This is a genomic window from Streptomyces liliiviolaceus (assembly GCF_018070025.1).
Lineage (GTDB): Bacteria > Actinomycetota > Actinomycetes > Streptomycetales > Streptomycetaceae > Streptomyces > Streptomyces liliiviolaceus.
Genome location: NZ_JAGPYQ010000002.1, coordinates 1,472,390 through 1,491,711 on the forward strand (window position 1 = coordinate 1,472,390; position 19,322 = coordinate 1,491,711).

Genomic DNA, 19,322 nt, shown 5'->3' on the forward strand with positions numbered 1-19,322 from the left:
GCACCTTCCTTACGGTGACGGCCATGGGACACGACACCCCCCGCATCCACCACGTGGGCCACATCGTCGAGGACATGGCTCAGGCGATCAGCCTGTACGAGCGGCTGGGATTCGCCGTTCCGCCGCCCAGTTGTCCGGCGATGTCCCGCCGCGAGGGCGCGGCGCCCGAAGCCTTCGGAGCCGCCAACACGCATGCGGATTTCCCGAGTTCCTTCCTCGAACTCGTCACGCGGGTGAAGGAAGGAGACGTCACCGGGTTGCCCGCCGACACACATCTTGTACCTCTGGAGGCGCCGGCCGAGGTGTTGTCCCTGCTTGTGGAACGGATCGGCGAGACCAGCGCCAACCTGTCCGCGTGCCTGGACCGCTTTCAGGGCATGCACATCCTCATGTTCTCGTCGCCCGCCATCGACGCGGCAGCCGAGCGCCTGACCGCCGCCGGCGTACGGCACGGCGGGGTCAACACAGTGCGGCGAGCCGCACCCGAGGGCGCGGACTCGGTGGAGACGGTCCGGTATCTGGAGATCGACGGCGAGGGGCCCGATGCCAGGCCTGGCACGGTCGCGGAGGGGCGGGTGGGCTTCGTCGCCGACCTGGACCCCGATGTCCAAGGCGCCCGCCGCCTCAACCACCCCAACGGCGCCGTGGGACTCGTCGAGGCGACGCTCTGCGCCGCCGACGCCGATCTGGCCGCGGTTCGGCAGCGGTACGAGACGTACCTCGGCCGACCTGCACGGCAAGAGGGGCCCGCCCACGTCTTCGACCTCGATGGCGCCGCCCTGAGACTCGTGACCTTCTCGGGTCTGGCGACCGCTCTGCCGGGCGAGCGGCCGCCCGCGCTCCCGGCGTTCGTCGCCTGCACCGTGGCCGTACAGGACCTCGCCCTCGCCAGCGACCTGCTGCGCCGCAACGGGCTTCCCGTTCACGAAACACCGTCCGGCGACATGTTCGTGCCGGCCGAGGCCGCCCTGGGCACCGCTGTCGTCTTCCGCACCGCCCCTTGAGCTCGCTGGGATCGCCTTCGCGGCCAGGACAGGCTGTACGCGCGTGCGGACAGTTGCCATCGGGATGGGCAACCCTGCTCAGAACATGCTCAGTCGATACAGAACTCGTTGCCCTCGATGTCCAGCATGGGGATGCATGACTCGTTCTCCTCATCGGCGTACAACGTCTGCACGTGGGTCGCGCCGAGCGCGACCAGTCGCGCGCACTCGGCTTCGAGCGTGGCGAGGCGCTCGTCCCCCACGAGCCCGGTGCCGACCCGGACGTCGAGATGTACTCGGTTCTTGACGACCTTGCCTTCGGGGACGCGTTGGAAGAAAAGGCGCGGGCCCACACCCGAGGGGTCACTGCAAGCGAACCATGAATCCCGCTTCTCAGGGGGCAGGGCGCTGTTGGCGTCCTCCCAGGTGGTGAATCCCTCCGGTGGCGGCGGAGCGACGTACCCCAACACCTCGCACCAGAAGCGAGCGAGCCGCTCAGGTTCCGCGCAGTCGAAGGTGACTTGGAACTTCTTGATCGCTGACATCGGCGCACCGTACCGCGCGCGAGAGGAACCTGCCTCTCATTTCCTCAGGCGGATCCGCCCGCCACCCGTCGCGCACCTGGACGCGAGGGAGGGCACCGGCGAGCGGGGCTTCGGTAGAGATGCGGGAGGGACCTTGCCCATTTCGGGATCGGTGTGCGATCTTAAAGTCATCGAGTTCATGGAAACGTTTCCACAAGGAGGTGGGGCGAGTGGCCACGATCAAGGATGTCGCTGCACGGGCGGGGGTCGCGCTCGGCACCGCGTCCCGGGTGCTCAGCGGCAGCAGCCAGACCTCGGCCGACTCCCGGTCCCGCGTGCTCGCCGCCGCGGCCGAACTGGGATACATCGCCAACGGGCCGGCCCGTTCTCTGCGGCGCGCCCGAACCGACGTACTGGGGCTGCTCGTCTCGGACATCCGCAACCCGTTCTTCTCCGAGCTGGCGCACGCCGCCGAGCAGGAGGCCCGCCACCACGGCTATACCGTGCTGCTGGCCAATGCGAACGAAGACGCCGAACAGGCCGACGCCTACCTGCAGACCTTCGCCGGCCAACGCATCGACGGCCTGCTGTTCTCGCCGCAGAGCACCGTCTCGCCGCAGCTCGCTGCCACGCTCGCGTCCGGGCTGCCGCTCGTGTTCCTCAACCGCAGGATCGAGGGCGTCGACGCCCCGCTGTACGGCACGGACAACGCGCAGGGCGTGGAACAGGTGCTCGCCTGGCTGCGGAGCCGGGGCCACCACGACGTCGCCTTCGTCGGCGGTCCGGACACGATCTCCACCGGCGCCGAGCGCCGGGCCGCCTACCTCGCCGGGCGTCAGGCGCACGGCATCAACACCGATGAGCGGCTCCTGGACGCCGGTGACTTCCTGGCGGGCGGAGCGGCCGAGGCCATGTCCCGCATCCTCGACCACGATGTTCCCTTCACGGCCGTGTTCGGCGCGAACGGTCTGACCACCCTGGGCGTCGTGCGCGCGCTGCGCGAGCGGCTCGGTGCGGAACGGGCCGCCCGTATCGAGATCGTCTCCTTCGACGACCTCGACTGGTTCGAGTTCGCCTCGCCGCCCATCAGCGCGGTCCGCAACGACGCGTCGTCGATCGGCCGCCTCGGCGTACGAGGGCTCGTCGATCTGATCGCCGGACGCCCCGCCCCCGGTCGACGCGTCCCCACCACCTTCGCCGACCGCGCCCTGCCGGCCGTCCGATGAGCACCCGGATCACCGTCGGCGCCACCGGCGGCGAGACCGCCGACTCCCACGACCGTGCGGCCGTGCACCGCGCTGGTGCCCGGCGGCCGGCGCACAGTCCCCGTCAGGACCGTCGACCGCTCTTAGCCGACCGTCCGGCGTATCACCGACGCCGTACGCAGCACTCACCCCTCTCCCGCCCGGCCGCGCACCGCACCGTCCGTCCGCCACCCGGCGGAGCCGCAGCGCGCCCGCCCTGAAAGGAACAACCCATGAAGGTCGCCCTCGGCGCGGACCACGCCGGATACGCGCTCAAGGACACCGTCCGCCAGGCCATCGAGGCTCTCGGGCACGAAGTGATCGACTGCGGCACCCACAGCGGTGACCCGGTCGACTTCCCGGACATCACCCGCACCACCTGCGAGGTGGTCCTCTCCGGGTCCGCCGATCGTGCCGTGCTCGTCTGCGGCACCGGCCAGGGCGCCGTCATGGCCGCCAACAAGCTGCCCGGCGTCCGCTGCGGTCTCGCCCACGAGCCCTACTCCGCCCATCAGGCCGTCGAGCACGACGACGCCAACGCCATCGCCATGGGGGCCTGGCTGGTCCCCCACGCGCTCGTGCCCGACATCGTCCGTGAGTTCCTCGGTGCCGTCTTCGACGACGACGAGGAAACCCGCCGCCGCGTCGCCAAACTGAACGCGCTCGACGCCCTGACCCCGGCCCCCTGACGAGCCGCCGAAACCGCCCAGGCCCTCCCCTCCTGCACGGGTCAGCTCTCCCTTTCCCTGCCGCGAGTTCCCTGTCCCGAAGTCACGAAGTCACGAACGCCCTGCCTGCGGGCGACCACGCCAGGCGCCTCCTCGGCATGCCCGAATCCGCGGTCGCGAGAGTCCACCGCCTCCCCCTCGCGCGGCCCGATCCTCCGCACGCGCAGACACCGGAGCCGATCCGGTGCCCCTTCAAGGAGAACTCCCATGTCCACCAGCGTCCCCACCCCGCGTCGGAGCGCGCTCGGCTCCAAGGACCGCGTCAAGACCGCGGTCGCCGCCGCCTTCGGCACGAGTGTCGAGAACTACGACTTCATCGCGTACGGCACCGCCTCCGCCCTCTACTTCGGAGCGGTCTTCTTCCCCGAGAGCGACCGGCTCGTCGGCACCCTGCTCTCCTTCGCCACCCTCGCGGTCGGCTTCGTCATGCGCCCGCTCGGGGGCGCCGTCGGCGGCTACTTCGCCGACAAGCACGGCCGCAAACCCGTCCTCGTCGCGGCCATGACCGTCATGGGCGCCGCCACGTTCCTCATCGGTGTGCTGCCGACCTACGGGCAGGTGGGTGTGCTCGCACCGATCCTGCTCGTGGCCCTGCGCATGATCCAGGGCCTCGCGTTCGGCGCCGAGTGGGGCGGGGCGATCACCATGGCCTACGAGCACGCGCCGTGGCACCGCCGCGGTATGTTCGCGGCGATACCCCAGGCCGGCAACCCTCTGGGCATCGCGCTGGCCAGCGGTGTGTTCGCGTGGAGCTCCAGCTTCGACGGGAGCTGGCAGTGGCGTATCCCCTTCCTGTTCAGCGCCGTCATGGTGATCGTCGCGCTGATCGTGCGTTCCCGGCTCACCGAGTCCCCCGAGTTCCAGGAAGCCCGAGCCACCGGCAGCACCGAGAAGAACCCGTTCCTCGCCACGCTCTCCGAGGACTGGCGCGGCATCCTGCGGGTCATCGCCCTGCGCGTCGTCGAGTCCTTCGCCTACTACTCCACCGCGACCTATCTGCTCAGCTACCTCACCGACCGTCATCCCGACCTCAGGTCCGTCGCTCTCGGCGCGATCACCGCAGCCAGCATCCTCGCCATCGCGGTCACCTTCCTCGCCGGCGCGCTCACCGACCGCATCGGGCGCCGCCCCCTGTACATCGCGGGCTGTACGGCGGCGATTCTCTTCGCCTTCCCGATGTACCTGCTCACCAACACCGCCCGACCCGCCCTGGTCGTCACGGTGTTCATCATCGGCATCGGCCTCATCCACGCATGCCTCACCGGAACCCAGGGCTCCCTGCTCACCGAGCAGTTCCGCACCGCGACCCGTACCTCGGGGGCCTCGCTCGGCTACCAGCTCGCCGCGGCCATCGGCGGCTTCGCTCCCCTGCTCGCCGCCGCTCTGGTGGGAGTCTTCGGCTGGCCGGGCGCCGCGCTGCTCTACCTCGGCGCGGCCGTGATCGGCCTCGTCGGCATCCTCGTCACCAAGGAGACCTGGGGCCGCCATGAGCGGGAGCGCGTGCTCGCCCTCGTCGCAGAGGAACACCGTGCCCGGACCGCTTCAGGAACACCGACGGGCGAAGTCCTGCCGTCGACCTCCCGGTGAACGCGGACCGGTAAGCATCGCGTTGACAGCGGTGAGTTGGAGGCGTCCGCCTTTGTTTCGCTCGGAATCAGGCGGATCATGATCACTGAGCATGGATGACGGGAAGGGTGAGAATCAGATACGGCACGGACAGCAGCGGCGGCGGGAGACGACGAGTGAGCGAGCAGCACGGACGTGACTGGACGCGCATGACTCCGGACGACTTCGACCAGGACGCGCCGGTGCGTCCGGTCGTGCCCGCCAGGCCGACCGCCGTCCCAGCCGTACCCGACGAGTACGGCACACCGCCGCTGTTCGGGGACGAGACGCCCGCCGCGCGCCCCCGGACACGAAAGAGCGTGGCCCCGCCCCTCGATCAGCCCAAGCTGTTCTGAAGCCGGTTCTCGACCATGTGGACGGAGTACGCGGTCCTCGCTCGGCGGTGGTGTCCGCCCCGCGCCGGCCGACGTCGTCTCCAGAACGCACCCGGCCGATCTCGCCTGCGTGGTCACCACCGGGCAGGCGGTGCTGCCGGAGTTCTGCGAACTACTCCGGCCAAACGGGGAATTGTGCCAATCTGATGGTGTGCGTGAGGCAGAGGTTCCTGGGGTGGGATCGACGGAGAAGCGGTTGGAAATCAGGTTCAGGACGGAGGGACCGGATCAACAGGAAGTACTGCAGTCGTTACTGGGCTGGCTCACGGACGACCGGGCGCTGCGCGGTCTCGTCCAAGTACAGCGGACCGTCACCGACAGGCCCGGACGAATGGGCCCGGAACTCGACTCCGTTCTGGCGGTGATCTCTACGGCGGTCGGTGTCCTCCAACTGCCTCTGTCGTACCTCGCCTGGCGGCAGAGCCGCAGGCCCACCGCGCCACCCGTCACCATCCAGGTAGTCGGCGCGGACCAGCCGGAGACCGGGGCCCTCCTGCGCAGGCTCCAGGGCGAATCCCCGGACAACGGCAGCTCCGACGAGCCCGGAACGTGACCGCGCCCCGCACCATCACGGACCCCATCTCAGTCGACGGCATCGACCCCAGCCGTTCCGCCTGCGTGCTGATCGGTGTGGACGACTACACGTTCCTCGACTCGCTGCGCAGCGTCCGCCACAACCTCGTCGAACTACGCGCCGCGCTCACCGACGAGGAGATCTGGGGAATCCCCGAGGACCGGATCATCACGGTGGCCAACCCGGCCGCGCCGGCCGACCTGGCAGGCCCCATCCGGGAGGCCGGGCTCCTCGCCGAGGACACGCTGATCGTCTACTACGCGGGCCACGGCCTCATCGACCGCCACGAACAGCAGCTCCTTCTCACCTTGCCCGGGTCGGTGGAAGACCAGCCGGACACCTGTGTGCGGTCCGGCGACGTACGCCGTGCCATCCGTGACACGGGCCCCGCGCTGCGCCGCGTCCTGATCCTCGACTGCTGCTTCAGCGGTCAAGTGCTCACCGAGATGACGGGCGTCGACCGCGGACGGCAGGGCGGTCAGGTGGCGGTGGAGACGCTGCGCGGAGTCGAAGGCTCGTACGTCATGACCTCCGCGCCGCGCGACCGGCCCTCGCACGCCCCCGACCCCAGACGCTGCACGGTCTTCACCGGTGCGCTGGTGGACGTCCTGCGCCACGGCCTGCCGGACGGTCCTCCGAAGCTTGGACTGCACGCCATCTTTCAGACCGTCAAGGCGCGGATCACGGCGATGCGGCCCGAAATGCCTCAGGAGCCCCAGGACGAGGACCGTAACGGTGTCGGCGGGCTGGACTTCGTCCGTAACCTCGCCGTACTGCCGCCGCTGGCCCCGACGCCCGACCTCATCATCGGCCGGCCGCGGCGCAGCCGGCTCCGCACCTTCCTGTGGTCGCTGACGGCCGGCGCGGCCGGTCTCGCGGTCGGTCTCGGCGCACCGGCCGCCGCCGACTGGTGGCAGCAGAACCATCCCGCGTCCGCGGCCGGCAGCTGCGGCGGTCATCTGGCGGACGCGGACGCGCCCCGTGCGGTCCTCCTGGACCATTCCGACGCGCTGAACAAGAAGAACGTCGACTACGAAGCCGTCGAGGGGCTCTCTGCGCTCGCCCTCGTCTCCGAAGGGCCGGACGGGGTCGAAGCGCTGGCACTCGCCGACAATTCCCCCGGTCTGCTGTTCCCTCTCACCCTCGGCAGCCCCTTCGACCTGAACCCCACCGCCGACACCGCGCACACGCTGCGCCGCGCGACGGGCAAGAAGTTTCCTCAGTGGTACGACGGTGAGGGCATGGCCCTCGAAGAAGGCGGCCGGACGGTACTGGTCGGCTCCGAGACCGGCCCTGCCATCCGCCGCTTCGACATCGCCACCGGCAAGCAGCTCGGTGCGGACTTCCCCATCCCCGAAGCCCTGCGGTTCTGGCCGCAGGGCAGCGCACAGACCGGCCGCAGCATCGAGTCCCTCGCCCTCTCACCGAACGGAAAGCATCTCTACGCGGGCTGGGAAGCAGCCCTGGCCAAGGACGGTGACCAGCGCGGCCGGGCCCTGATCCGTATCCAGCGCTACACGGGCGAGCCCGGCGGCGCCTACACCCCGGACAAGCAGTACGCCTATCTCGCCAGCGACGGAATGCACCTGGTGGAGCTCGCGGCCCTCGACAACGACGACGGACTCCTCGCTCTGGAACGCGCCTACACGGCGAGCCTGGGAACCGCCGTGCGTGTCGTCCAGCTGTCCCTCGATCAAGCCCGCGACGTGACCGACGAGGACTCCCTGTACGGACTCCCGGCGGACGTCTTCGCCGACGAGACCCCCGTTCTCGACCTGGCCGCCTGCCCCGCCGGCGGCCCCGGCGCAGTCGCCACACCCGCCTCGAACCACAACAACCCCCTGATGGACAACGTGGAGGGCATGGCCCTGGGCAAGGAATGGAGAACCGGCCGCTACAAAGGCTGGCGCCCGCTCTACCTGATCTCCGACGACAACGGCAGCGGCGACCAGATCACCCGGCTGTACTCACTGGCGGTACGCCTGAAGCCGTAAGGGGGCGGTGACTCCCTCATGGAATGGCTTCTCGATCTTCGGGCACGTGAACTGCGTTGCAGACGAAGCCAGTTGGAGGCAGACATGAGTGAGCGCACATGGCGGATGATCCCGACGAGTCGGCCCTTGAGCGCGTTGTACCTGCTGGCCGGCGTCCTTCTGCTGGTCAGCGCCGTAAGTCAGCTGAGGGACGGCATGGCCGTGCTGCCCCTGTTCTCCGGCCTCGCCGCCCTGGCGCTGGTGGCCGGAGCCGTCGTGGGCCTGGCGCGTCCCGGCCCCCGCGCCGGAACGCGCTGATCCGGCGGAACGGCGTTGGCCGGCCCCGCTCCTGACGGTCCCTTCGACCGTCCGGTGCGGGGCGTGGCCAGGCGGTTCGGCCCTACAGGTGCGGGGGCGGCGAGGTGATCATGAGGTGCACGAAGACCGCCCAGAGGCCTGTCGCGGCGGTCATGGCCCGGAGTCTGCGGCAGCGCGCCGGCGTCACCGGGTCGGGTCTGTCTCCCACGGAGAGGACGGTCGAGGCCGGGCCCCGACCAGGCTCGGCCACGCGTGCCCCCTTCGCCCGCGGAACCGCTTGCGGGACCACGGCCGTGGGGCACACCGGCACGGGGCCGACCGGTCGCTTGACGCGCTGCCGGGCCGCGGGACTGAGCGTCCGCCGTGCCGATGGCGGCGCCGGAACGCCCGCGGCGACGGGAGCCAGGCCCTGGGCCAGCCCGCTGAGGAAGGCCGCGTAGGCGGCCCGCCGCAGGCCGGTCGGGGTGGTACGGCCGCTCTCCCAGGACCGCACCGTCGCCGCGGTCACTCCGAAGGCCGCGGCGACCTGCGCGTCGGTGAGATGCCACGCCCGGCGCAACCGGGCGCGCTCCTCGGGAGCGGGCAGAGGTGCCTTCCCGTCCCGGCGGCGTGGATGGGAGGGCATGGGGTGCTGTGCGGCAAGCACGTTGATCGTCATGACCGTACGACAACCGGGTGTCATGTCATGTGATGACCGGATCCTCGAATACACCCGTACGGCGCAAGGTGATGTTCCGCTAGAGGCTCGCTCGCGGCCGTGCGGCCGCCGCAGCCGTGGCGGCCACGGCCAGTGGGTCGCGGGTCGGGCGGCCCAGGAGATCGGTGAGATCGGGAGCGGTGCCGTCCAGGAAGCCGTGCCGCACGGCCGAGGCGATCGACGAGAGCATGGGCGGCTGGAACGGCAGCAGCCCCGGGGTCTCGTCCAGGAGCCTGCGCCGGTACTCCCCCAGGCCGATGGCACGATGCGCAACCCCCAGCCTGTCGGCCACCTGAGCTGCCGTGATCGGCGTGCCGACCAACTCGTGGACCCGGCCGCGGTGTCGGGCCGGGTTCGCCGCGACGGCCGCCGCGGCGTCGGCGAGATCCTCCCGCGCGACCGCTGCCAGGGCGCCGTCCCCGAAGGCGGACTCCACCCCCTCGCCGGCCCATGTCAGCAGGCTGCCGAAGAGTTCGGCGTACAGACCGTTGCGCAGGATCGTCCAGTGGAGTCCGCTCGCCCGGACCAGGCGCTCGGTGGCCCGGTGCGCCGACGCGAACCCGAGATGGTCGCCGGCCGCGGTCAGGCTCGTGTAGACGACATGGTCGACACCGTCGCGCACGGCGGCGTCCAGGACCGCCGTGTGCCGCCCGACGACCTGGTCGTCCTCCGCGTACCCGGCGGAGATCAGCACCAAGGTCGACACCCCGGCGAGGTCGAGGCTCGCACGGTCGTCGAAGTCGAGGTGTATCGTCCCGGGCCCCGTCCCAGCCCCTGTCTCAGCCCCCGTCCCGGGCCCCGGCGTGCGGCTGCCGCCCGTCGCCGCGACGCCACCGGCACGCAGCGCCGCCAGGGTGGCCGAACCGAGGTTCCCGCCGGCTCCCGTCACCAAGATCATGCCCATCACACTCTTCCGTCGTGGTTCTCGTCGGTCACTACGCTTGATCCTTGATCGCACGCACACCGGCCACAAGAAGGCAGTTCGATGTCACTCACGCACACCGGGGTAACCACCCCCGCCCCTCTCGACCCCTGTGGCCTCGAAGAGCACCCCGACTGCGGGATACGCGATGTGCTGGACCGCATCGGCGACAAGTGGTCGGTGCTCGTGATCGTCGAACTCGCGGGCGGGCCGCGCCGCTTCCGGGAACTGCAGCGTGCCGTCGAGGGCATCTCCCAGCGCATGCTCACCCTGACCGTCCGCAGGCTCGAACGGGACGGACTCGTGCTGCGCACCGTCTATCCGACGGTTCCGGCCCAGGTCGACTACCGCCTGACCGGGACGGGGGCCGATCTGACGCACCTGGTCAAGGCGCTCGCCGACTGGTCCCTCGCCCACCGTGCCGATATCGCCGAAGCACGGCAGTCGTACGACCGGACCCACCCCGACCACGACATCCACTGACCCGGGGAGCCGGCACGGGGACGCGCCGGCTCAGCGGGCCGCGATTCCAGGAGTGATTCCAGGAGTACTGACGCGCGACGCCTACTGGTTGGTGAAGGCGGCGTCGAACGACGCTTGCGGCGTCGGCCACAGCAGGGAACGTACGAAGCCGACGGCTTCGGCGGCGCCGTGCAGTCGGTCCATTCCGGCGTCCTCCCACTCGATGGAGATGGGGCCGCTGTAGCCGATCGCCTCCAGCGCGCGGAACGCGTCTTCCCACGGGACGTCCCCGTGCCCGGTGGACACGAAGTCCCAGCCCCGGCGCGGATCGCCCCACGGCTGGTGCGATCCGAGCACACCAGCCCGGCCGTTGCGCGGCCGCAGCCGGGTGTCCTTGCAGTCGACGTGGTAGATCCGGTCCTTGAAGTCGGTGATGAATCCGACCGGGTCGATGTTCTGCCACATCATGTGGCTGGGGTCCCAGTTGAAGCCGAACGCCGGGCGGTGCCCGATGGCTTCCAGGGTGCGCACGCTGGTCCAGTAGTCGTAGGCGATCTCGCCGGGGTGGACCTCGTGCGCGAACCGGACGCCCTCGTCGTCGAAGACGTCGAGGACGGGGTTCCAGCGGGCCGCGAAATCCTCGTACCCGGCGTCGATGACGGAGGCGGGGACCGGCGGGAACATGGCGACGTACGGCCAGATCGACGAGCCGGTGAAGCCGACCACGGTGTCGATGCCCAGCTTGCGGGCCACGCGGGCGGAGCGCTTCATGTCCTCGGCGGCGCGCCCGCGCACCCCTTCGGCGTCGCCGTCGCCCCAGACGTAGGGCCGCAGGATCGCCTGGTGGCGGAAGTCGATGGGAGCGTCGCACACCGCCTGGCCCGCCAGGTGGTTGGAGATGGCGTACGCCTTCAAGCCGTGACGGTCGAGGATCTCCAGCCGCGAGGCCAGGTAGGCGTCGTCCTCGTCGGCGCGCCGCAGGTCCAGGTGGTCTCCGGACGCGGCGATCTCCAGGCCGTCGTAGCCCCAGGAGGCGGCCAGTTCGGCGACTTCCTCGAAGGGGAGGTCGGCCCACTGGCCGGTGAACAGGGTGACGGGGTGCGTGGGCGCGGTCATGCTTCTTCCTTGCTGTCGGGTGCGGTGTCGATCCAGGCCCCGTTGTCCCGGGCCGACGCCAGGACGGCTTCGGTCAGGCGGGCAGCGCGCAGTCCGTCGACGAACGTGGGCATCCCCGCGGGCACCTGACCGCGGATGGCGCTGTAGACGTCGGTGACGAACGCGGTGAAGGCGTCCTGGTAGCCCAGGGGGTGGCCGGCCGGCAGCAGCGACATACGGGCGGAGTCGGGTGCGGCCGTCTGCGGATCGCGCAGCACGGTCTGCGATCCGTTCGGCCTGCCGATCCACAGCTCTTCGGGTCGCTCCTGCTCGAAGCGCACGCTCTGCCGGGTGCCGTGCAGCTCCAGCGTGAGGCTGTTCTTGCGGCCGGGCGCGAGCTGGCTGATGAGCAGGGTGCCCAGTGCGCCGTCGCCGAGTTCGACGATCAGCGCGGCGATGTCCTCGTTGGTCACCGGATGGTCGCCCCGGCGTGTGAAGACGGTCCGGGTGCGGGCGGTCAGGCGGTGGATGCGCTGTCCGGTGACGAACTCGATCAGGTCGCACAGGTGGGAGCCGATGTCGGCGAAGGCTCGGGAGGGTCCTCCCGCTTCCGTCCGCGCCCGCCAGTTGTCGTCGCTCGCCTCCAGCATCCAGTCCTGGAGGTAGGCCGCGTCGAGGGTGAGTACGGTCCCCAGCTCGCCGTCGGCCACCAGTGCCCGGGCCTGGCGGGCCATCGGGTGGTAGCGGTACACGAAGGGCACGGCGGCGACACGGTCCGCGGCGCGTGCTGCCTGCACCAGGCGGGCCGCCTGGGCGGCCGTGGTGGCGAGCGGCTTCTCGCAGATGACATGCGTGCCCGCGGCGAGCGCGGCCAGGGCGTGTTCGGCGTGCAGGTGGTTGGGACTGCACACGTGGACGACGTCCAGGTCGCGTGCGGAGGCCAGGGCGTGGGCGTCCGGCTCGTACCGTTCGACGTCGAGGTCGTGTGCGGCCTGCTTGGCCCGCTCGGGGGTGGAGCCGGCCAGGGCGGTGGGACGGCCGCGTGCGGCCCGGCTGGCGCGGGTGTGCACCGTGGCCATGAAGCCGCCGCCGATGAATCCGGCGCGGATGGGTGGGGTCACAGGGTGGCTCCGTAGGGGTCTCGGTCCTCGGGTACGAGCGGGAGGTCGTCGATCCTGCTGGTGACATGGGTGGTCTCGCCGGAGGCGGCTGCTTCGTCGATGGCCATGAGCGCGTCCAGCACGTGGTAGCCGAGTTCTCCGGTGGCGATGTGCGGCCGGTCGGCGCGGATGGCGCGTGCCATGTCCAGCACCCCCAGGCCGCGGCCCGAGGCGATGCCGACGGGCGGGACGGTCTCCCACTCCGGCTCACCGCCCGGCTGCGGGACCCGGGTGATCCGCACGTCGCCGGCGAACGTGTTGGGGTCGGGCACGACGAGGGTGCCCTCGGTTCCGGTGATCTCGACGACGCCGGTGCGGGTGAGCGGGGAGTCGAAACTGAACGTGCTCTGGCTGACCGCACCGGAGTCGAACCGGGCGATGGCGGCGATGTGGGTGGGGACGCCGACGGCGAAGTCCGTGCCGGCTCGGGCGCCGGTGCGGATGGTACGGGTGGGACGGCCGGTCGAGCCCACGGCGGAGACCCGGCTGATGGACCCGAACAGGCTGACCAGGGCCGTGAGGTAGTAGGGGCCCATGTCGAAGAGGGGTCCGGCGCCCTTGGCGAAGAGGAACTCGGGGTCCGGGTGCCACAGATCCGGGCCCGCGTACTGCATGACGGTGTACGCGGACAGCGGTGTGCCTATGTCGCCGCGGGCGAGGGCCCGGCGGGCGGTCTGCAGACCGGGGCCCAGGACGGTGTCGGGTGCGATGCCCACGCGGAGACCGGCGGCGGAGGCCTCGTCGAGGAGGGCCCGGGCGCTGAGCCGGTCGATCGCGATCGGCTTCTCCGACCAGACGTGCTTGCCGGCGGCGACGATCGCCGAACTGACCTCGGCGTGGACGGCCGGGATGGTCAGGTTGACGACGATGTCGATGTCGGGATGCGCCAGGACCACCTCCGGCGCTCCCCACAGCTCCACCCCGTACTTCTGCGCCTGGCCCCGGGCGCGTGCGGTGTCGAGGTCGCCGACGGCCACCACACGTAGATCGGGAAACGCCGTGAGGTTGGTCAGGTACTGGTCGCTGATGTTGCCGGCGCCGATGAGTCCGACACCGACCGGAGTGCGTGTCGTCATCAGGCGATGCCCTTCTCGGCCAGGTAGCGGACGCCGGCCTCGATGCCCTCGAAGACGTCACCGTCGTAGTGGTCGAATTCGATGATGGCGAACTCGGCGTGCGCGGCGGCGGCCAGCGCCTCGTCGATCGGCACCTGTCCCCGGCCGGGGGCGACCTGCCCGGTGTCGGCGGGATCGAACGGCTCCCCGGAGAAGAACGGGTCGTCGATGATCGCACCGTCCTTGACGTGCAGGGCCTTCACCCGCGTACCCAGGCGTTCGAGCAGTCCGACCACGTCCTTGCCGCCCGCGGAGGCCCAGTACAGGTCTATCTCCAGGTCCACGCCGGGATCGAGGAGACTCACGAAGTACTCGAAGGCGCTGGTGCCTTGGACGGTGTGGACGAACTCCTGGGAGTGGTTGTGGTAACCCACGCGCAGCCCGTGTTCGGCCGCGCGGTCCGCCGCTTCGTTCAGGAGCGCGGCGGTGCGGGCGATCTCCTTCTCGTCGGTCCACCGGGCCGCGGGCACGAACGGGTCGATGACCAGGTCGAGGCCGATGCGCTCGGCCGCGGCGAAGGTGTCGTCGAGCGACGGGACACCGGCACCGTCGGAGCGCTGCGTGGACAGCAGCTCGGCGTGCCCGGTGCGGGCCCTCAGCCCGTGGCGGTCCAGCGCCCCGGACAGTTCCCCGGCGCGGCGTACGAAGCCGAACACCTCCACCTGGCTCAGCCCGAGCCCGGCGATCCTGGCGAGGGTGGCGTCCTGGTCGGCTTCCAGGGCATGGCGGACGGAGTAGAGCTGGAGCGACAGCTGTGGCGTGGACATGTACGGCTTCCTCTCGGGTTCGACGGCCGTGCGACGGATACGTCCGGAGACGAGCGAGGCGTAATGTGAATACCTACACCCGTGTCGGTATCTGCGACGAGAGAGACAATACCTACAGCCCTGACGGTTTTCTACGGTGGATAGCATTCCCATATGACTAAGGCTCAAGCGGCGACGCGGCCGGCGACCTCACGCAACTACCCCAAGGGCGAGCGGCGGCGGGCGCAGATCATCAAGGCCGCGCTCACCGCGTTCGGGCAGGTCGGCTACCGCCACGCGAGCACGGTCCAGCTCGCCGCGGCGTGCGGTGTCTCCCGGGCCGGTCTCCTGCACCACTTCCCGACGAAGGAGTCCTTGCTCGAAGCGGTCCTGGAGGAGCGCGAGCTCCAGGACGACCAGCACTTCTTCCGCACCGACGGCGACCCCATCGACGGACTGGAGTACTTCGCCAGCATGATCCGCCTGGTCGCCCACAACCAGGCGAACCCCCTCGTCGTGAGCCTCTTCGCGGTCCTGTCCAGCGAAGCGACCACCGCGGACCATCCGGCGCGTCCGTACTTCGCCGCCCGCTACGAGCGCGCACGCAGCCAGATGACCCAGGCCGTCGAGGATCTCGCCGCCCGTGATCTGCTGCACTCCCATGTGGCCCCGTCGGGACTGGCGGTGAGCCTCATCGCCCTGATCGACGGCCTCCAGGTCCAATGGCTCCTCAGCCCGGACACCATCGACATGCCCGAACACCTCCGGAGCATGCTGCGCAACGTGATCAGCGTCGAACTGCCCGGTTGACGGCGACGGCCGACGACCGGATCACCAAGGGAAGCCGCCTAGCCCCCGGACCGCTCCCCCAGCACACAGAACTCATTGCCCTCAGGGTCCGCAAGGACCACCCATGGCTCGTCCCCCCGCTGACCTACGTCCGCGTGGCGGGCGCCGAGGGCCAGCAGGCGTTCGACCTCCGCGTCCCGGTCGTCGGGGCGGAAGTCCAGGTGGAGGCGGTTCTTGACGGTCTTTTTGTCCGGCGCGGACCCGAAGAGCAGACCGGGCAGCCGGTCGGGCCGCGGCCTGATCTCGTACTCCTCGGGGGAGTCGTTCACCACGGTCCAGCCGAGTGCCTCGCACCACCAACGGCCCAGGGCCACCGGGTCGGCGGCGTCGACGACGAGCTGCTCCCATTCAAGTCCCATGGGCCGAGGCTAGCGCCACAAGAGCATCCGGGTGGCCCTGTGCGGGGGCGTGCCCGCCACCCGCCCGCGCGACTCGACGTGCGGTGGACCGGCGGCTGATGAACAGTCGTACCAAGTCCCCCACCAGAAGGAGATTTGCATGCTTCGGCGTATCTCACTCGCTGTAGCCGGTGTGCTCGCGGTCGGCTTCCTGGCCGCAGCCCCTGCCGCCGCCCACACCTCGGACATCGAGGGCTGCTGGGCGTCCGGCGGTCACGTGAAGGTCGACGACATCAAGGTCGCCGACTTCGAAGCCACCTGCTGGTCCGTCGACTGACAACGGATCACACACGGACCGGTGCCCCTCCCTCCGCTCGACTGCGTCGGGCACCGGTCCCAGCGGTCCGCCGCTGGAGACGTCGTACGGGCCATGGCCCGTACGACGTCGGTCTTTCCGGCCCCGCCGGGCGGACGAACACAGGTCGACGGGCGCCCCCGAAACGCAGGTCGGACGGCGCTCAGCCGATCGGTACGGCCCGTCCCGTGACGCGTACGCGGGTGTCCTCGGGGTCCACGTCGATCAGCAGGTCGCTGGGCCGGCCCATGTCCTCTCCCTGGCGGATCGCGATCCTGGCCGGGCGGGTGACGAGTTCCAGGGTGCGGAGGTAGCCGCCGAACGCCGCGGCCGCCGCCCCTGTCGCCGGATCCTCCACGACCCCGCCGACCGGGAACGGGTTCCGGGCGTGGAAGTGCTCCGGCGACTCCCGCCACACCAGCTGGAGCGTCGTCCAGCCGTGACGCCGCATCACCTCGGCGAGGCTGTCGAAGTCGTAGTCCAGGTCCGCCAGCCGTTCCCGGGAGCCCGCGGCCAGTACCAGGTGATCGTTTCCGCCGAAGGCCACGTGCGGCGGCAGCGCGGGGTCGAGGTCCCCGGGAGCCCAGCCGAGGGCTTTCAGAGCAGCGTCCAGCTCGGTGCCCACGGCGGGGCGTGAACGGGTGGGCACGCTGGTGAGCATGGCCGACACCGCGCCGTCGCCGTCCAGCCTCGTGGCTACGGGGATCTCGCCCGCGGGAGTGTCGAGGACGATCTCGCCGGGGCCCAGGCGTTCGGCGAGGGCCACCGCAAGGGCGACGGTCGCATGCCCGCAGAAGGCGACCTCGGCGAGCGGGCTGAAGTAGCGGACCCGGAAACGGCGCGATGCTCCGCCCCTGCCCGTTTCGACCCGGGCGGTGACGAAGGCCGTCTCGGAGTAGCCGACCTCGGCGGCGATGGCCGGCATCGCCGCGTCGTCGAGTCCAGCGGCATCGAGTACGACCCCGGCCGGATTGCCTCCGGCCGGATCGTGGGTGAAGGCGGAGTAGCGCAGGATCTCGGTCTTCGGGTGGCTCGCGAGGCTGGTCCCGCTCGGGTCGCTGGTCATGACTCCACGCTGCCACCCTGTGCCGATCGAGTCCAATGATGGATATCGATCAGATCCATCGACATGTCGCATACCCTGCTCCTGTGGACACCCGCCTGCTGCACACCTTCACCGCACTCGCCCGCACGGGCAGCTTCACCGCCGCTGCCGCCGAGCTGCACCTGGCCCAGTCCACGGTCACCGTGCACATCCGCACCCTGGAACGGGAGCTCGGCACCCGGCTCTTCGACCGGCTGCCCGCCGGCACTCTGCTCACCGAGTACGGCCGAGTGATGCTGGAGCGGGCCGAGGACGTACTCGACGCCGTGGCACGGCTGAAGGCCGACGGGGAGGGAGAGGTGCGGGGACCGGTGGCCGTGGGGGCTCCCGAGTCGCTGTGCTCGACCCGCGTGCCGGGCGTGATCGCCGCCCTGCGCACCAGCCACCCGGAGATGGACGTGCGTCTGTACGCGGCCGGCACCGCGGAGTGTGTCGAGGGGCTGCGGTCCGGTCGCCTCGATCTGGCGCTGCTGCTGGAGGAGGACGCCGACTTCGGCGACGTGACGACCGAGCCGATCACCCGGGAACCCCTCGCCCTCGTCTGCGCCCCCGGCCACCCGCTCGCCGCACGGACCCACGCGGTGACCTGGACGGAACTCGCGGCCGAGAACTTCTTCCTGCTGGAACAGGGCTGTTCCTACAGCGATGAGCTGGAACGACGGCTGCTCGCCGTGCCCGGTTCCCGACCGCGGCCGACCAGGTTCGGGAGTGTGGACGCGGCCCGTTCCTGTGTCGCCGCCGGTCTGGGACTGACCCTCCTGCCGCTCACGACCGTGGAGGAGCACGTGCGGCAGGGCCGGCTGGTACAGGTCCCCGGACCGCGGTTCGCCGATGTTCCCGTACGGCTGGCCCGCCACCGCAGGCGGTGGACGGGACCTGGTGCGCAGGCGTTCACCCAGGAGTTGGTACGTCAGTCGACCGGCTGACCCGGAGCCCGTGAAGGCCCCGGGCACAGCCTTCGTCGCGGACGGTCGGAGTGCGTGTCAGCCGGCCCGAAGGCCGACCGCCAGCGTCAGTTCGAGGACGCGCTGCGGCGAGGCGAGATCCGGAAACAACTCTCTCAGCTGCGACATCCGGTACCGGACGGTCTGGGGATGGACGAACAACGTCGCCGCCACCTCCTCCCGCCTGCCCTGGTGCAGCAGCCACGCCCGCAGCGTCTCCTCCAGCCTCCGTGCGGTCGCGACGGGCAAGGTCCGCAAGGGTGCGAGGGCCCGGGCGCGCAGGTCCGCGAACGCGTCCGCGTCCGCGCTCAGCACCAGCTCGGGCAGGTGGTCCTCGGTGTCGCGGATGTCGGACGAGAGGGAGCGCGCGCGTGCGGCTCGTGCGTACGAGTCGGAGGCACGCATCCACGGCCGGGCCGGGCCGACCACGGCGGTGCGGTCGGTCAGCTGCCGCAAGAGATGGGAGCGGTCGGCATCGGGGACGAGCAGTACGCCGGTGGAGTCCGGCAGGTCGTCGAGGACGAGGGTGTTCGGGTCGAGCGCGCGGTAGGCGGGCCGGGCCTGGGCGGCGGGCAGCAGGACCGCGGTCAGCGAAGCCGGGGGCTGCCATGCGGCCCGCTGGCCGGAGGCCCGCAGCACGTCCGGGCTCGCGTCGGCGAGGAGATCACGGGCCAGGTGTTCCAGATGGCGCTCGTGGGCCCTGCCCCGGGCGGCCAGTTCGTCGGCGTGGCCCGCGGCGCTCGCGGCGGAGAGCTCGTCGATGTAGGCGAAGGTCAGCTCGGCGAACTTGGCGACCTCGGCGGCGGGCAGGCCCGCCGGCACGGCACCCGCCGCCAGGCAGCGCCAGGCCACGCGGGCGCCGACGCGGTAGGCGCCGAGCAGGGCGTCCATCGAACGGCCGTCGCGCACCTCGCCGCGGCCCAGTTCGTAGGCCGCGTCACCGGCGTCGCCGCCTGTGGCGTTCCCGCTCGCGAGATCCAGGTAGTGCCCCAGCGCGGTGCGGACGGCCCGGCGGATGGTGGCGCCCATGCGGCCCGACAGGGCGTTGGCGTACGGAGGGACCTCGTCGATGATCGCCTCGACGACCTCGTCGGCGGTGGTCCTCAGCGCGGCCCGAAGCGCGGTGACCGTCGTCTCGTCCAGGGCCAGTTCACTGGCCCTCCTCATTGCATGGCTCATTTTTTGTTCCC

At 70.8% G+C, this 19,322-nt stretch carries 22 protein-coding genes; 12 read left to right on the top strand and 10 right to left on the bottom strand.

All coding sequences use genetic code 11. The annotated features are described in order from the left end of the window. Window positions 1–23: 23 nt before the first annotated feature. Complete coding sequence (locus J8N05_RS41890) at window positions 24–1,004, top strand: VOC family protein (protein ID WP_210892567.1); 981 nt, start codon at window positions 24–26, stop codon at window positions 1,002–1,004. An 89-nt stretch (window positions 1,005–1,093) separates the two neighbouring features. Here the strand turns inward: J8N05_RS41890 and J8N05_RS41895 are convergent, their stop codons facing one another. Further along, on the bottom strand, window positions 1,094–1,528 hold the full coding sequence (locus tag J8N05_RS41895; RefSeq protein ID WP_210892569.1) for a VOC family protein: 435 nt from the start codon (window positions 1,526–1,528) through the stop codon (window positions 1,094–1,096). Between the two features lie 209 nt (window positions 1,529–1,737). On the opposite strand from J8N05_RS41895, the gene J8N05_RS41900 reads away from it, so the two are divergent. From J8N05_RS41900 to J8N05_RS41930, 7 genes are all read left to right on the top strand, one after another. After that, on the top strand, window positions 1,738–2,733 hold the full coding sequence (locus J8N05_RS41900; RefSeq protein WP_210892571.1) for a LacI family DNA-binding transcriptional regulator: 996 nt from the start codon (window positions 1,738–1,740) through the stop codon (window positions 2,731–2,733). A gap of 251 nt (window positions 2,734–2,984) precedes the next feature. Further along, window positions 2,985–3,440 (top strand): RpiB/LacA/LacB family sugar-phosphate isomerase, encoded by a 456-nt coding sequence (locus J8N05_RS41905; protein ID WP_210892573.1) that lies wholly within the window; start codon window positions 2,985–2,987, stop codon window positions 3,438–3,440. Window positions 3,441–3,686: 246 nt separating this feature from the next. Continuing rightward, the gene (locus J8N05_RS41910; protein ID WP_210892575.1) at window positions 3,687–5,066 is read left to right on the top strand and encodes an MFS transporter; all 1,380 of its coding nucleotides are present in this window, start codon (window positions 3,687–3,689) and stop codon (window positions 5,064–5,066) included. Window positions 5,067–5,221: 155 nt separating this feature from the next. After that, the gene (locus J8N05_RS41915) at window positions 5,222–5,440 is read left to right on the top strand and encodes a hypothetical protein (RefSeq protein WP_210892577.1); all 219 of its coding nucleotides are present in this window, start codon (window positions 5,222–5,224) and stop codon (window positions 5,438–5,440) included. 235 nt (window positions 5,441–5,675) lie between these two features. Beyond that, on the top strand, window positions 5,676–6,032 hold the full coding sequence (locus J8N05_RS41920; protein ID WP_210892578.1) for an effector-associated constant component EACC1: 357 nt from the start codon (window positions 5,676–5,678) through the stop codon (window positions 6,030–6,032). Beyond that, window positions 6,029–8,047 (top strand): caspase, EACC1-associated type, encoded by a 2,019-nt coding sequence (locus J8N05_RS41925; RefSeq protein WP_247706906.1) that lies wholly within the window; start codon window positions 6,029–6,031, stop codon window positions 8,045–8,047. Before J8N05_RS41920 ends, J8N05_RS41925 begins: the two co-directional genes overlap by 4 nt. 84 nt (window positions 8,048–8,131) lie before the next feature. After that, entirely contained in the window at window positions 8,132–8,344 is a 213-nt protein-coding gene (locus tag J8N05_RS41930) for a hypothetical protein (RefSeq protein ID WP_210892580.1), read from the top strand. An 82-nt stretch (window positions 8,345–8,426) separates the two neighbouring features. Here J8N05_RS41930 and J8N05_RS48075 read toward each other — a convergent pair whose 3' ends face one another. Both J8N05_RS48075 and J8N05_RS41940 read right to left on the bottom strand, forming a co-directional pair. After that, the gene (locus J8N05_RS48075; protein WP_210892581.1) at window positions 8,427–9,002 is read right to left on the bottom strand and encodes a helix-turn-helix domain-containing protein; all 576 of its coding nucleotides are present in this window, start codon (window positions 9,000–9,002) and stop codon (window positions 8,427–8,429) included. A 79-nt stretch (window positions 9,003–9,081) separates the two neighbouring features. Continuing rightward, window positions 9,082–9,939, bottom strand: coding sequence for an NAD(P)H-binding protein (locus J8N05_RS41940; RefSeq protein ID WP_210892583.1), 858 nt, complete (start codon window positions 9,937–9,939; stop codon window positions 9,082–9,084). Window positions 9,940–10,026: 87 nt separating this feature from the next. Between J8N05_RS41940 and J8N05_RS41945 the strand changes: the two genes are divergently transcribed. Beyond that, on the top strand, window positions 10,027–10,446 hold the full coding sequence (locus J8N05_RS41945) for a winged helix-turn-helix transcriptional regulator (protein WP_210892585.1): 420 nt from the start codon (window positions 10,027–10,029) through the stop codon (window positions 10,444–10,446). 81 nt (window positions 10,447–10,527) lie between these two features. Here J8N05_RS41945 and J8N05_RS41950 read toward each other — a convergent pair whose 3' ends face one another. Genes J8N05_RS41950 through J8N05_RS41965 form a run of 4 tightly spaced genes read right to left on the bottom strand, consistent with a single transcriptional unit; the run spans window position 10,528 to window position 14,562 of the window. Then, window positions 10,528–11,541 (bottom strand): sugar phosphate isomerase/epimerase family protein, encoded by a 1,014-nt coding sequence (locus J8N05_RS41950; protein WP_210892587.1) that lies wholly within the window; start codon window positions 11,539–11,541, stop codon window positions 10,528–10,530. Then, complete coding sequence (locus tag J8N05_RS41955) at window positions 11,538–12,641, bottom strand: Gfo/Idh/MocA family protein (RefSeq protein ID WP_210892589.1); 1,104 nt, start codon at window positions 12,639–12,641, stop codon at window positions 11,538–11,540. The genes J8N05_RS41950 and J8N05_RS41955 overlap by 4 nt, the downstream gene beginning before the upstream one ends. Beyond that, on the bottom strand, window positions 12,638–13,756 hold the full coding sequence (locus tag J8N05_RS41960; RefSeq protein WP_210892590.1) for a Gfo/Idh/MocA family protein: 1,119 nt from the start codon (window positions 13,754–13,756) through the stop codon (window positions 12,638–12,640). Before J8N05_RS41960 ends, J8N05_RS41955 begins: the two co-directional genes overlap by 4 nt. Continuing rightward, a complete protein-coding gene (locus tag J8N05_RS41965; protein ID WP_210892591.1) occupies window positions 13,756–14,562 on the bottom strand; it encodes a sugar phosphate isomerase/epimerase family protein in 807 nt (268 codons plus the stop codon). The genes J8N05_RS41960 and J8N05_RS41965 overlap by 1 nt, the downstream gene beginning before the upstream one ends. A gap of 153 nt (window positions 14,563–14,715) precedes the next feature. On the opposite strand from J8N05_RS41965, the gene J8N05_RS41970 reads away from it, so the two are divergent. Further along, entirely contained in the window at window positions 14,716–15,351 is a 636-nt protein-coding gene (locus tag J8N05_RS41970) for a TetR/AcrR family transcriptional regulator (protein WP_210892592.1), read from the top strand. 38 nt (window positions 15,352–15,389) lie between these two features. Here the strand turns inward: J8N05_RS41970 and J8N05_RS41975 are convergent, their stop codons facing one another. Next, entirely contained in the window at window positions 15,390–15,749 is a 360-nt protein-coding gene (locus J8N05_RS41975; RefSeq protein WP_210892593.1) for a VOC family protein, read from the bottom strand. Between the two features lie 139 nt (window positions 15,750–15,888). On the opposite strand from J8N05_RS41975, the gene J8N05_RS41980 reads away from it, so the two are divergent. Further along, the gene (locus tag J8N05_RS41980; protein ID WP_210892594.1) at window positions 15,889–16,065 is read left to right on the top strand and encodes a hypothetical protein; all 177 of its coding nucleotides are present in this window, start codon (window positions 15,889–15,891) and stop codon (window positions 16,063–16,065) included. A gap of 181 nt (window positions 16,066–16,246) precedes the next feature. On the opposite strand, the gene J8N05_RS41985 is transcribed toward J8N05_RS41980, so the two are convergent. Beyond that, complete coding sequence (locus J8N05_RS41985; RefSeq protein WP_210892596.1) at window positions 16,247–17,149, bottom strand: PhzF family phenazine biosynthesis isomerase; 903 nt, start codon at window positions 17,147–17,149, stop codon at window positions 16,247–16,249. Between the two features lie 83 nt (window positions 17,150–17,232). Between J8N05_RS41985 and J8N05_RS41990 the strand changes: the two genes are divergently transcribed. Further along, window positions 17,233–18,114: a LysR family transcriptional regulator gene (locus tag J8N05_RS41990; protein WP_210892598.1), complete on the top strand. Its 882-nt coding sequence runs from the start codon at window positions 17,233–17,235 to the stop codon at window positions 18,112–18,114. Window positions 18,115–18,171: 57 nt separating this feature from the next. On the opposite strand, the gene J8N05_RS41995 is transcribed toward J8N05_RS41990, so the two are convergent. Continuing rightward, on the bottom strand, window positions 18,172–19,311 hold the full coding sequence (locus tag J8N05_RS41995) for a PucR family transcriptional regulator (protein ID WP_210892600.1): 1,140 nt from the start codon (window positions 19,309–19,311) through the stop codon (window positions 18,172–18,174). Between the last annotated feature and the right edge of the window lie 11 nt (window positions 19,312–19,322).